General features: G+C 63.3%; 10 protein-coding genes. 6 read left to right on the forward strand and 4 right to left on the reverse strand.

Going from position 1 to position 13591, the window contains the following annotated elements:
* Position 1 precedes the first annotated feature (1 nt).
* Positions 2-694 (forward strand): DUF502 domain-containing protein, encoded by a 693-nt coding sequence (locus tag O4H62_RS00820; RefSeq protein WP_269385201.1) that lies wholly within the window; start codon positions 2-4, stop codon positions 692-694.
* A gap of 5 nt (positions 695-699) precedes the next feature.
* Here the strand turns inward: O4H62_RS00820 and recG are convergent, their stop codons facing one another.
* On the reverse strand, positions 700-2817 hold the full coding sequence (gene recG / locus O4H62_RS00825; protein ID WP_269385204.1) for an ATP-dependent DNA helicase RecG: 2118 nt from the start codon (positions 2815-2817) through the stop codon (positions 700-702).
* Positions 2818-2910: 93 nt separating this feature from the next.
* Here recG and O4H62_RS00830 point away from each other — a divergent pair, with 93 nt between their 5' ends.
* The 4 genes from O4H62_RS00830 (at position 2911) to O4H62_RS00845 (ending at position 9574) form a co-directional block, all read left to right on the forward strand.
* The gene (locus tag O4H62_RS00830; protein WP_269385205.1) at positions 2911-3234 is read left to right on the forward strand and encodes a succinate dehydrogenase assembly factor 2; all 324 of its coding nucleotides are present in this window, start codon (positions 2911-2913) and stop codon (positions 3232-3234) included.
* Complete coding sequence (gene mfd / locus O4H62_RS00835) at positions 3231-6737, forward strand: transcription-repair coupling factor (RefSeq protein WP_269385206.1); 3507 nt, start codon at positions 3231-3233, stop codon at positions 6735-6737. The genes O4H62_RS00830 and mfd overlap by 4 nt, the downstream gene beginning before the upstream one ends.
* Before the next feature lie 190 nt (positions 6738-6927).
* Positions 6928-8046, forward strand: a complete 1119-nt coding sequence (locus O4H62_RS00840; RefSeq protein ID WP_269385207.1) for a metallophosphoesterase — start codon at positions 6928-6930, stop codon at positions 8044-8046.
* A 220-nt stretch (positions 8047-8266) separates the two neighbouring features.
* Positions 8267-9574, forward strand: a complete 1308-nt coding sequence (locus O4H62_RS00845; RefSeq protein WP_269386256.1) for an MFS transporter — start codon at positions 8267-8269, stop codon at positions 9572-9574.
* 73 nt (positions 9575-9647) lie between these two features.
* Here O4H62_RS00845 and O4H62_RS00850 read toward each other — a convergent pair whose 3' ends face one another.
* Complete coding sequence (locus O4H62_RS00850; protein WP_269385208.1) at positions 9648-10331, reverse strand: DsbA family oxidoreductase; 684 nt, start codon at positions 10329-10331, stop codon at positions 9648-9650.
* A gap of 35 nt (positions 10332-10366) precedes the next feature.
* On the reverse strand, positions 10367-12190 hold the full coding sequence (locus O4H62_RS00855; protein WP_269385210.1) for an extracellular solute-binding protein: 1824 nt from the start codon (positions 12188-12190) through the stop codon (positions 10367-10369).
* A 302-nt stretch (positions 12191-12492) separates the two neighbouring features.
* Between O4H62_RS00855 and O4H62_RS00860 the strand changes: the two genes are divergently transcribed.
* Positions 12493-13101: an invasion associated locus B family protein gene (locus O4H62_RS00860; RefSeq protein WP_269385212.1), complete on the forward strand. Its 609-nt coding sequence runs from the start codon at positions 12493-12495 to the stop codon at positions 13099-13101.
* 95 nt (positions 13102-13196) lie between these two features.
* On the opposite strand, the gene hspQ is transcribed toward O4H62_RS00860, so the two are convergent.
* Positions 13197-13526: a heat shock protein HspQ gene (gene hspQ / locus O4H62_RS00865; protein WP_269385214.1), complete on the reverse strand. Its 330-nt coding sequence runs from the start codon at positions 13524-13526 to the stop codon at positions 13197-13199.
* Positions 13527-13591: the final 65 nt, after the last annotated feature.

Here is a 13591-nt window from a genome sequence, read left to right on the forward strand (position 1 = left end):
AATGACCGAGAAAGCGAAACGGATTGGGGCGGGGCGTCGTCTTAGGAACTATTTCCTTACAGGTCTGATCATCGTCGCGCCGCTGGCCATCACTGCCTACCTGACCTGGACCTTCATCGGATGGGTCGACAGCTGGGTCAAACCCTATATTCCGGCGATCTACAATCCCGACTACTACCTGCCGTTTGCTGTTCCCGGCTTCGGTCTGGTCACGGCATTGTTCCTGATCACGATGATCGGGTTCCTGACAGCAAACCTTGTCGGCCGTTCGATCATCTCCTTCGGGGAGTCGCTGCTGGACCGGATGCCGCTGGTGCGCAGCCTCTACAAGGGCCTCAAGCAGATTTTCCAGACGGTGCTCGCCGAGCAGAGCGGGTCGTTCAAGCAGGCCGCGCTGATCGAGTATCCGCGCCGCGGATTGTGGTCGATCGTCTTCATCGCCACGGAAACCAAGGGCGAGGTCAATGTGCGGCTGCCCGAGGAAGATTCAATCTCGGTGTTCCTGCCGACGACACCCAATCCGACTTCGGGCTTCCTGCTGTTCGTGCCGCGCAAGGATGTCATCGTGTTGGACATGAGCGTCGAGGAGGCCGCCAAGATGGTGATCTCCGCCGGTCTCGTGTCTCCGGACTACCCGAAGATCCTGCCGGTCCAGACAAAGCCCAGATCAAAGCAAAAACCAGCGGCCGAATGATCGGCTCAGCCGGCCCTGAGGAACCTGATCGCCTCGTCACGCCGCATCAGGTAAAGCAACATCCTCAGTGCCTCGCCGCGCGCTGAGGCGAGGGCGGGGTCGGTCTCCAGCACGTTGCGGGCGTCGCTGCGGGCTATTTCCAGAAGATCGGCATGGGCGCTCAGATTGGCCAGCCTGAACCCGGGCATTCCAGATTGCCGTGTGCCCAGCACCTCGCCTTCGCCGCGCAGCTTGAGATCTTCCTCGGCGATGCGAAATCCATCCTCGGTCTCGCGTAGCACCTGCAGCCGCGCGCCGGCGGTTTCGCCCAGTGGGCCGTGGTAGAGCAGGATGCAGCTTGAAGCGCCTTCGCCGCGGCCGACGCGGCCTCTGAGCTGATGCAATTGCGCCAGGCCGAAACGTTCGGCGTGCTCGATTACCATGATGGTCGCGTCGGGAACGTCGACACCGACCTCGATGACGGTCGTTGCAACGAGCAGCCGGGTCTGGCCGTTCTTGAAGGCAGCCATCGCCTGGTCTTTTTCATCCGACGTCATGCGGCCGTGAACCAGCGCGACCTGCGGCGCCAGCTCCTTGCCGAAAGCCTTGGCGAGGCTGGCATGGCGGCTTTCCACCGACATCAGCTCGCTCTGATCGGAATCCTCGACCAGCGGGCAGATCCAGTAGGCCTTCTTGCCGTCATCGAGCGCCTTCTTCAGCCGCTCGACGATTTCGCCAAGGCGCTCGTCCGGGATGGTCACCGTGGCGATCGGCTGGCGGCCGGCCGGTTTTTCGGTGAGCTTGGAGACGTCCATGTCGCCGAAGGCGGCAAGCACAAGCGTCCTGGGTATCGGCGTGGCGGTCATCACCAGCATGTGCGGCGCGGTTCCCTTGGCCGTCAGCCGAAGCCGCTGGTGCACCCCGAACCGGTGCTGTTCGTCGACCACCGCGAGCGTCAGATTGTTGTAGACGACCGATTCCTGGAACAGCGCATGGGTGCCGATGACGATCTGCGCCTCGCCATTGGCGATGCGTTCGAGCAGGTCGGTGCGTTCGCGGCCCTTGGCGCGGGCGGTCAGCACCACAACCTCGATGCCGGCGGCCTCCGCCATCTTCCTGATCGTGGCGTGATGCTGGCGGGCGAGGATCTCGGTCGGGGCCATCAGCACCGCCTGTCCGCCGGCTTCCACCGCATCGGCCATGGCCAGCATCGCCACCGCGGTCTTGCCGGAGCCGACATCGCCCTGCAGCAGCCTGAGCATCCTGTCCTTGCCGGCCATGTCGGCAAGGATCTCCTCGACAGCCGTCGTCTGGCTGCCGGTCAGCGAAAAGGGCAGCGCCTCAAGGATCGCCCGGCGCAGACGGCCTTCGGCGACCACCGGATGGCCGGGCAGTTTGCGCAGGGTCTGACGCACCAGCGCCAGCGACAGCTGGCCTGCCAGCAACTCGTCATAGGCCAGCCTGCGGCGCGCCGGTGTCTGCGGTTCGATGTCGATCGCGGATTCGGGACGATGCAGTTCGCGGACAGCCTCGGCGAAGGACGGGAAACTGTTCTTGCGAACCAGGTGCGGGTCCGACCATTCGGGAAGCTCCGGCAGCAGCTCGAGCGCCGATTCGATTGATCTCCGCAGCACTTTTGGCGAAAGGCCGGCGGTCAGCGGATAGACCGGTTCGATCAGCGGGAAGCTCGCGGCGTCGGCTTCCAGCGCAATATGGTCGGGATGGACCATCGACGGCCTACCGTTGAACCATTCGACCTTGCCGCTGACCAGAACGGTTTCGCCCACCGGTAGGATCTTCTCGAGCCATGGCTGCTTGGAGTGGAAAAAGGTCAAAGCCAGTTCGCCAGTGTCGTCATGGACAAACACCCGGTAGGGCGCGCTTCTGCGGCCCGGAGGCGAGGGCTGGTGGCGGTCAACCCTGACCTTCAGGGTGGCGATGGTGCCTTCCGGCGCTTCGGTGATGCCCGAACGCATTGTCCGGTCGATCAGGCCGTGCGGCGGCAGCAACAGCAGATCGAGGGCGCGGGTGTCTTCGGGGCCATCGCGGCCGGTCACCCGGGCCAGCGCCTCGGCAAGCTTGGGTCCGATCCCGGGCAGGCTTTCAACGGGCTTGAACAGGGGATCGAGTTGAGGTGGTCGCATGAAACCAGAAGAACGGCAATTTTGAGCCAAAGGCAAGGCTGACATTTGCGCGGCGACAGGATAAGGAAACCGTCCAACCAAAAAAGGCCCGTCATGACCGGAACAACACGATCAAGCGCCGACCTCGATCCGCGCCGCCGTCGCATTCTTGTGCGGGCGTGGCGACGCGGCATCCGGGAAATGGATCTGGTGATCGGCGGATTTGCCGATGCGGAGATCGCCGGGCTCAGTGACGCCGAGCTCGACCAGCTCGAAGAGCTGATGGCCGAAGAGGATGCCGACATCTTCCGGTGGGTGACGGGCGAGGCCGAGACACCGGAGCGCTTCCGAACCGCGCTGTTTGACCGGATGCGCGCCTATGTGCCTGATTTTGATCCGCGGGAACCCGCGCCGGAAGGGCAGGCGACAAAGCCATGAAGTCCGTCATCCCGGTTGCCAGGATCTCCGGTGCAGTGACGCCGGTCACATTGGCCGGTGTGCCGCAAGGCATGGAGGCGCTGGCGCTGGCCGAAATGGCGCGGTCGGCGGGACCGCTCGCCCATATCATTTCCGATGGCCAGCGGATGGCCGATCTAGAACAGAATCTGGCGTTCTTCGCCCCCGACATCCCGGTCCTGACCTTGCCCGGATGGGATTGTCTTCCCTATGACCGGGTCTCTCCCGGAGCCGATGTCTCGGCACGGCGGCTCGCCGCACTCTCGTCGCTGGCGCAGTTTTCGGACAATCCGCATCCTGCGATCCTGCTCGTGACCGTCAACGCCATGCTGCAGCGGGTTCCGTCGCGATCGGTGGTGTCTGATCTTGGCTTTTCGGCCCGATCCGGCAACCGGCTGAAGATGGAGGATCTTTCGGGACGGCTTGCCAAGAACGGCTTCGAACGGGTCGATACGGTACGTGAAGTGGGCGAGTACGCCGTGCGTGGCGGCATTCTCGATGTCTTCGTACCGGGCGCCGAAGAACCGGTGCGGCTCGATTTCTTCGGCGACACGCTGGAAAGCGTGCGGCATTTCGATCCGGCTTCGCAGCGCACTACCGGGCAAGCCCGCGAACTGGCGCTCAACGCGATGAGCGAAGTCACGCTGGAGCCCGAAACCATCAGCCGGTTCCGTACCAACTATCTATCGATGTTCGGGGCGGCGACCCGCGACGATGCGCTCTATGTCGCCGTCAGCGAAGGCCGGCGCTATCCCGGCATGGAACACTGGCTGCCGCTGTTTCATGACGAGATGCAGACGGTGTTCGATTATCTCGGCGGCTTTCGCCTCAGCGGCGACCACATGCTCGCCGAAGCCGCAAGCGAGCGCCGGGCCCAGATTGTCGACCATTACGAGGCGCGGCAGGCGGCGCAGAGCATCGAGAAGGGGCGCGGCGTCCAGACCACGCCCTACAAGGCAATTGAGCCGGACCTGCTCTATCTCGACGCGCCGGAACTGCTGGAACGGCTCGACAGGCTCAACGCCATCCGGCTGTCGCCGTTTCACCAGCCGGAGACGTCCTCGCGGATGGTCATCGATCTTCCGACAAAGACCGGGCCGCGCTGGGCGGCGGACGCGGAAGCAGACAAATCCGAAGACGCCGGGCGAACCAACCTGTTTGAGAAGCTGGTAGCCCATGTCGGTGCCAGGCGCGCCGAAGGACGCAAGGTGCTGATCACGGCCTGGACCGAAGGCTCGCTCGACCGGCTGCTGCAGGTAACCGACGAGCACGGTCTCAAGCGGGTGGTGCGGATCAACAGCCATTCCGAACTCGACACGCTCAAGCCCGGCGAGGCTGCTGCCGCCGTGCTGGCCATCGAAGGCGGCTTCGAGATCGATGACCTCGTCGTCATCGGTGAGCAGGACGTGCTGGGCGACAGGCTGGTGCGGCGCGCCAAGCGCAAGCGCCGCGGTGCCGACTATATTTCCGAGGTCTCGGGGCTCGACGAGGGCAATTACGTCGTTCACGCCGAGCACGGCATCGGGCAGTTCATCGGCCTGCGCACGATCGAGGCCGCCGGCGCCCCGCATGCCTGTCTCGAACTGCACTATGCCGGCGATGCCAAGCTGTTCCTGCCGGTCGAGAACATCGAGCTTCTGACCCGCTACGGCTCCGACAGCGCCGAGGTGCAGCTCGACAAGCTGGGCGGGGTCGCCTGGCAATCGCGCAAGGCGAAGCTGAAAAAGCGGCTGCTCGACATGGCCGAGGGTTTGATCCGGATCGCCGCCGAACGTCACATGCGTTCTGCGCCTGCGCTTGCGGCGCCCGAGGGGCTCTACGACGAATTCTCCGCCCGTTTCCCTTACGACGAGACCGAGGACCAGATGGCGGCGATCGAGCGGGTGCGCGACGATCTGGCGGCGGGACAGCCGATGGACCGTCTGGTCTGCGGCGATGTCGGCTTCGGCAAGACCGAGGTTGCGCTGCGCGCGGCCTTCATCGCCGCGATGAACGGGGTGCAGGTGGCGGTGGTGGTGCCGACGACGCTCTTGGCGCGGCAGCATTTCAAGACCTTCACCGAGCGCTTGCGCGGCTATCCGGTCCGCATCGCGCAGGCCTCGCGTCTCGTGGGCGCCAAGGAACTGGCGCTGACCAAGGCGGAACTCGCTTCAGGCAAGACCGATATCGTTGTCGGGACCCACGCGCTGCTTGGCTCATCGATCCAGTTTGCCAATCTGGGTCTGCTGATCATCGACGAGGAGCAGCATTTCGGGGTCAAGCACAAGGAGCGGCTCAAGGAGCTCAAGAGCGACGTGCATGTGCTGACGCTTTCGGCGACGCCGATCCCGCGCACATTGCAGCTGGCGATGACCGGGGTGCGCGAACTGTCGCTGATCACCACGCCGCCGGTCGACCGGATGGCGGTGCGCACGTTCATTTCGCCGTTCGATCCGGTAACCGTGCGCGAAACGCTGATGCGCGAACATTACCGCGGCGGGCAGAGTTTTTATGTCTGTCCGCGGCTGGCCGATCTCGAGGACGTGGCGGCCTTCCTGCGCTCGGACGTGCCGGAACTGAAATTCGCCATCGCCCATGGCCAGATGGGGGCAGGCGAACTCGACGACATCATGAACGCGTTCTACGACGGTCAATATGACGTGCTCTTGTCGACGACGATCGTTGAATCGGGCCTCGACGTGCCGACGGCCAATACCCTGATCGTCCACCGGGCCGACATGTTCGGCCTGGCCCAGCTCTACCAGCTACGCGGCCGAGTCGGACGATCCAAGGTGCGGGCCTTTGCGCTGTTCACGCTGCCGGTCAACAAGATGCTGACGGCGACAGCAGACAAGCGGCTCAAGGTGCTGCAGTCGCTCGACACGCTTGGCGCCGGCTTCCAGCTGGCCAGCCACGATCTAGACATCCGTGGCGCCGGCAACCTGCTGGGCGAGGAGCAATCGGGCCACATCAAGGAAGTCGGTTTCGAGCTCTACCAGCACATGCTGGAGGAGGCGGTCGCCGAGGTGCGCGGCGAGGAAGAGGTGATCGATACCGGCTGGTCGCCGCAGATCACGGTGGGAACGCCGGTGATGATCCCCGAGGATTATGTGCCGGATCTGCACCTTCGGCTGGGGCTCTACCGCCGGCTGGGCGAGATCACCGACATCTCCGACATCGACGGCTTCGGTGCCGAAATGATCGACCGCTTCGGTCCGCTGCCGACAGAAGTTCAGCATCTCTTGAAGATTGTCTTCATCAAGGCGCTGTGCCGCAAGGCCAATGTCGAAAAGCTCGATGCCGGGCCGAAGGGCGTGGTGGTGCAGTTCCGCAACAAGGAATTCCCCAACCCGGCCGGGCTGGTGGGCCACATTTCCAAGCAGGGCAATATGGCCAAGATCCGGCCCGACCAGAGCGTGGTGTTCATCCGCGACCTGCCAACGCCGGACAAGCGGCTTAACGGCGCGGCCGTGGTGATGACGCATCTGGCGGAACTGGCCGGGTAAGCGCGTGAGGGTGGCATTCAGCGCAGACCTCCCTATCTGACTGGAGACAGGCGTCTTTGCCGGCTAGGTCAAGCGGGAGCCTGCCAGGACCAGCATCGGTGCTACCGAGGAAATGGCGGTTCCGGTCCTGCATGGTTCCTTCGCGTTCCCCCGGACCGCGGAGCCTCTCAAGTCACCAAAGGCGCATTTGATGTTTCATGTCGTTACCGGACTTCCCTGGCTGATCGTTCTTGTCCGCTTCATTCTGCCGCTGCCCTGGCCATGGACGCTCAAGGCGGTCCTGGCGGTGGTGCTGCTGATTGCCTCACAGTACCACTACATCAGCCGGCTTTCGTCCGGCTCGGTGTTCGCGCCCGAGTTTCCCAGGCCACTGGTCATAGCATTCAATGTCCTGTTTGGCGCGATCGTGCTTCTGGCGGTGTTCCAGATTGCGCTTGATGTGGGGGCGATCGTTGTCCTTGTGTTCACAGGCCATTTTTCAGAACCTGCCCCGGAGGTGAGATATGCGGCAGGAATTGCCGCGCTTGCCCTGTCGTCCTACGGGGTCAACCGCGCCATCATTGTCCCGCCGCTCAAGGATATCGAGATTTCCATTCCGGGCCTTGCGGCGGCGTTCGACGGATACCGGGTCGTGCAACTGACCGACCTGCACATCAGCCGGCTGTTTCCAGCGGCCTGGACAGGCTCGATGGTGGCAAAGGCCAACGCGCTTGATGCCGACCTGATCGTCATCACCGGTGACTTCATCGATGGAAGCCTTGAGCACCGGCGCGCCGACGTGGAGCCGCTTCGCGGACTATCGGCGCGTGACGGCATTTACGCGATCTCGGGAAACCACGAGTATTTCTTCGACGCGGGCGCGTTCATGGCGCATTTTGCGGCCATGGACATGCGGCTTCTCTCCAACAGCCATGCGGTCATCGATCGCGGCAGTGACAAGCTGGTGATCGCAGGCGTGCCCGACCGGTCGTCCGGGCGGAACGGCTTTCCGGCTCCCGATCTCGAGGCGGCGCTTCAGGGTGCACCGGACGCGGCGCCGGTCATCCTGCTCGACCATCAACCTATGATGGCCCATCAGGCGGCGGCTTCAGGCGTGGCACTGCAACTCTCGGGACACACCCATGGCGGAATGATCCGGGGGATGGACCGGCTGCTCGCCCGGGCCAACAACGGCTTCGTCTCCGGCCTCTACCAGGTCGGTTCGATGCAGCTTTACGTCAACAACGGCACCGCGCTCTGGCCCGGTTTCGCGCTGCGGCTCGGGCGGCCGGCCGAACTCACGCGAATTACACTGCGGCAGTCGAGATAGAGCTGTCCCGGCGGACGGCTTGCTGCGCTTGTGGCGCCAGCATGGCGTTGTCATGTGTCCGACATGACGCTGAATATTTCCGGTCGCGTCTGGCGCAATCGGGGTGACGCTTGTATCGCTGGTGCGACCGAAAGATGAAATGATCGCAATGCCCACGCCAACTCATCCCACCCAGGACGACGACGGATTGCCCACGCCACGGCGCCACTTCGCTATCGGCGTGCTGTTGCTGTCGCTGGTTCTTGTCGTGCTCGACGGCGCCATCGCCAACGTGGCTCTGCCCTCGATTGCGATTTCCCTGGGGGCGCATCCCAGTGACACGGTGTGGGTCGTCTCTGGCTACCAGCTTGCAGTGCTTGTGGCCCTGCTTCCCTGTGGTGCGCTCGGCGAGATTTATGGTCCGAGACGGGTCTTTCTCATGGGCGTAGCAGTGTTCACGCTGGCTTCGACGGCTTGCGTGCTAGCGGGGAGCCTGCCCGTGCTGGTGGCCGCTCGCTTCCTACAGGGGTTGGGGGCCGGCGCGATCATGGGGCTCGCCTCGATGAACCTGAGGGCTGCGGTTCCGCAACGCATGCTGGGAACGATCATCGGCTTCAACTCGATGGCCATCGCCATTTCGGCTGCTGCGGGTCCCGCGGTGGCCGGGGCCATCCTTTCGGTCGCCAGCTGGCCCTGGCTGTTTGCGATCAACATACCGCTCGGCGCGGTCGTGCTTCTCAGTGGCCGGCTGCTCGGACACATGGAGGGGATGCGGCGGCGGCTCAATCTGCCGGCGCTTCTTGCCAGCACGGCGATGTTCATCCTGTTCTTCGCCGGAGCGGAGCAGATTGCGACCGCGCCCCTGATCGGAGCCGTCCTGATCGCTTGCTCCATCCTGTGCCTGCTGTCCGTGCTGCGGCTCGAGCGGAACACGCGGACGCCCATCGTTCCGACCGACCTGCTGGCGGACGCGAGCTTTCGCGTGGCGGTGATCGCGTCTGTTGCCTGCTTCACCGGGCAGATGCTGGCCTATGTGGCTTTGCCGTTCTACCTGCACCACACAATGGGAATGACGCCAGCACTGACCGGCCTCTACATGATGCCATGGCCCATCGCGACCATCATCATGGCGCCGATCGCGGGCCGGCTCGCCGATCGGATCAAGACGGCATGGCTGTGCGCGTCCGGCGGCGGCCTTCTGGCCGTGGGTTTGCTGATTGTCGGGCTGTTTCCCCCCGACGCCAACGGAATCGCATTCCTGGTCGGGGCAACGCTCGCCGGGGCCGGATTCGGCCTGTTCCAGACGCCGAGCAACCGCGTGCTGCTGTTGTCCGCGCCGAAGGCCCGCAGCGGTGCTGCGGGCGCCATGCAGGGCACCGCTCGACTGTTGGGGCAGACAACGGGCGCCATATCTATGTCGATCATCTTCGCGCTTGCAGGGGTGGATCATGCCCCCAAGATTGCGCTGGTGATCGCCGGAGTGTGTGCGGCCGTCTCGGCAATCGTCAGTCTCAGCCGCGCACGCTTCGAGACTGTAAACAGTCGATAGACCGATCCAGTCGAACAGCGAACTTGCAAAGCACGCGAAAACCGCCGCGCGCGGCCAGGCGTTGGACCGCGCTTCAGCCGTTGTCGTTCCCCGCTGCCTGATTGCTGCGAGTGGCAACGATCTTTCGCATGGCATCGGCCAGCGCCTCGGCCGACTGGGCGCCGACGACCGCGTACTGCATGTCCATGATGAAGCAGGGCACACCGGTGACACCCATCTGCCGCGCCTGGTCGATCTCGGCGGCGACGGTATCGCGGTCGGCGTCGCCGGCCAGCAAGCGTTCAACCACCGGGATTTCAAGTCCGACCTGTTCGGCCGCCTCGATCAGCACCGCGTCGTCGCCGAGGCTCTTGCCGTCCTCGAAATAGGCCTTGAACAGCAATTCCACCATCTGGTGCTGGGCCGGCAGGCCTAGCGAACTGGCCCAGCGGATCAGCCGGTGAGCGTCAAGCGTGTTGGCGGAGACCTTTATCTTGTCGAACGCAAAGGGAATCTCCTCCTCGGCGCCGGCGGCGCGAACGGCGGCATAGGCCTGTTCGGCGCCCGCCGCACCTCCGAACTTGTCCTCGAGATACTGCTTCCGGTCCTTGCCTTCCTTGGGCAAGGTCGGATCCAGCTGGTAGGGCCGCCAGCGCACTTCCACATCGAACTCGTTGCGGACTTCCGCCAGCGCATCCTCGAGCCGGCGCTTGCCGATATAGCACCAGGGGCACATGACGTCGGAAACGACATCGATGGTCAATGCGGGAGCAGTCATGAGATCACCTTCCGGGTGTTTTCCAGGTCCATATGTCAGCGGGCAGCAGTCTTGTCCCACCAGGCCGGCAGGTAATAGCCGTAAAGCGGCGGTCCGGCCTCGGGTTCGACGATCCGGCTGCGGTGCGCCACCCAGGACTTCCCGAGGTGGAAGGCCGGGATCACATAATGGCCGGAGAGCAGGACACGGTCAAATGCGCGCACCGACGAACGGAAGTCACCGGCGGTGCGGGCGTTGAGCATCGCGTCGATTGCGGCGTCGATCGCCGGGCTGGCGGCGCCGGCGAAATTGAACGAACCCTGGACATCGCGGGAGGCCGATCCCCAGCGGTTCAGCTGTTCCGCGCCCGGCGACAGCGACGACGAAAACGCCTTCATGATCATGTCGTAGTCGAAGGTCTGCGAGCGTTGCTGGTACTGCGCGTCGTCGACCGTGCGGATCGACATTTCGATGCCCAGCGCCGCCAGCGAGCGCTGGAAGGCGATCGCCAGTTTTTCCTGTCCTTCGTTCTGGGTCATCAGGTCAAAAGCGAAGTGCGTTCCGTTGGCGTCAAGGAGCTTGCCGTCCTTGATGCCGTATCCGGCCTCCTGCAGCAGCGTCAGCGCCGCGCGCTGCACCTTTCGGTCGCGGCCCGAACCGTCGGTGACCGGAAGGACCCAGGTTCCGTCCAGAATGTCGGCGGACACCGCGTCGGCGAAGGGGGCCAGGATCTCGCGTTCGCGCGCATCGGCGGGCCTGCCGTAGCTTGAGAGGTCCGAGCCATCCCAGTATGAATGGGTGCGCTTGTAGGTGTTGTCATAAAGGCTGCGATTGGCCCACTCGAAGTCGAAGAGCATTGTCAACGCTCGTCTAACCCGGACATCCTCGAACAGCGGCCTGCGGGTGTTGAAGACAAACCCGTACATGCCGGACGGGGTCCGGCTTTCATATTCCTTGCGGACGATCTCGCCTGACGTGACGGCCGGAAAATCATAGCCGCGTGACCAGTTGGTGGCGCTGCCGTCCGGATAGACGTCGAAAACGCCCTTCTTGAAGGCCTCGAACTGGGCTGTTTCGGAAAGGAAATATTCGATGGCGATGGTGTCGTAATTGTCGATGCCGCGCTTGATCGGCAGGTCCCTGGCCCAATAGTCGTCGCGGCGCGTGTAGGTAATGCGCTCACCGGGTTTTACTTCGCTGACCAGATAGGGCCCGGAGCCGATGCCGGGCGTCAGCGTCGACTGGTCAAAGCTCTCCACGTCGGTTGCGTGCTTGGGCAGCACCGGCGAGAGCGACAGGATCAGCGGGAACTCCCGGTTGGAACTCTCGTTGAAGGTGAAACGGACGGAGAGGGGGCCGACCTTCTCCATACTGGCCACCCGGTTCAGCCGGGTGGAGTAGGGCGGCCGCCCCTTGTCCCTGAGCAGTTCCATGGTGAAGATCACATCGTCGGCGGTGACCGGCTCGCCATCCGACCAGCGTGCGGCGGGATTGATGTTGTACTGGATGAAGCTGCGCTCATCATCCCATTCCACCGTCTCGGCAAGCAGTCCGTAGAGGGTGAAGGGCTCGTCCTGGGAGCGCTGCATCAGGGTCTCGTAGACGAGATTGCCGAAGACCGGATCGGCAAGCCCGCGGGCTGTCGTGCGCATGCTCTTGACGATGAAGGGGCGCATGCTGTCGAACGTGCCGACGACCCCATAGGTCACCTTTCCGCCCTTGGGCGCATCCGGATTGACGTAGGGAAGATGGGAGAAACCGGCCGGCAATGCGGGTTCACCATGCATGGCGATGGCGTGAACGGGTTCGGCGCGAGCCCCCGCCATGGCGCCGATCATGGCGCCCGCAACGACAGCCAGTGCCGCCAGCAATTGTCTCATCGTTGACACTCCCAGGTCCTGATGCGCGGCGGCGTTGCCAGAGACTGCGCCGCCGAATCCCGTCCGGAGGATATACGGGCCGGTTCTCGCAGACCACCATGGACCGGACAGGAGGCGATTTTTTTAGGCCCAACCACGTCGCCGGGCTGGATATTGGCGCCTCCACGCGTTAACAGGAACGCGAAACAAGCCTTGCTGTTGCCGCATTTTCAATCGAGAAGGCGCGCTATATACATGAGGGCGCAGAGTATGCGCGAACCCTACGCTGCCCCGGGGCCGCATTTCAGGAGTAATGGAAACAAATGAACGCCATCACAAAGACCTTTTTCGCATCTGTCATGTCGGTTGGCGTCGCCGCCGCATTCATGCCGGCGACCGCTTCCGCTCAGGGTGCAAACCAGGGCTGGTACAAGACCTGCACCAAACAGGAAGACAATGATGTCTGCATTGTGCAGAACATCGTCACAGCGCCAACGGGTCAGCTTCTGACGGCTGTCGGCCTGATCAAGGTCACCGGCAAGGTGAACCGGATGATTCTCCAGGTTACGGTTCCGACCGCGCGGATGATCCAGCCGGGTATCAACATGCAGGTCGATGGCGGCCAGGCTCAGCGCCTCGAATATGCGATCTGCATGCCGGAAACCTGCGTCGCTGAAACCCTGCTGACCGACGCAATGGTCGCTTCGTTCAAGAAGGGCGGCGAACTGGTGCTGACTTCGGTCAACTATCAGCGCACGCCGAACCCGTTGAAAATCTCGCTGGAAGGCTTTACCCAGGGCTGGGACGGCGAGCCGGTGGCGCAGTCCGAACTCCAGGAACGTCAGCGCCTGCTGCAGGAAGAGATGGCCAAGAAGGCTGACGAAGCCCGCAAGAAGCTTGAAGACGCCCAGGCGGCCGCCAAGAAGAACTGATTGCCGCAGAGTCCAATCGAAAAGGCCCGGATGCGCCACCGCATCCGGGCCTTTTCTGTTTTGTGCGCGGCCTTGCCGATCCGCCGGATGCGGGATCAGTGGCTCACCCGCTCCTTGGGCTTGTAGGTGCCATCCACCTGAGCGTCGAAGAACTCGGCCAGCTGCGGATGGCGGACCGGATTGTCATTGTCGTCGATCAACAGGTTCTGCTCGGACACATAGGCCACGTATTCGGTCTCGTCGTTTTCGGCGAGCAGATGATAGAACGGCTGGTCCTTGCGGGGGCGCACCTGCTCGGGAATGGCATTCCACCATTCCTCGGTATTGGCATAGACTGGATCGACATCAAAGATGACGCCGCGGAACGGGAAAATCCGGTGCTTGACGACTTGTCCGATGTGAAACTTGGCTTGTTTGAGCTGCATGTTTTTCTTCCTTTGGCCAAATACATGGGAAGTCCGCTCAGAAGTTCAATCGTTTGGTCTTGACG

It is taken from the genome of Parahoeflea alexandrii (assembly GCF_027214025.1).
GTDB classification, from domain to species: domain Bacteria; phylum Pseudomonadota; class Alphaproteobacteria; order Rhizobiales; family Rhizobiaceae; genus Hoeflea; species Hoeflea alexandrii_A.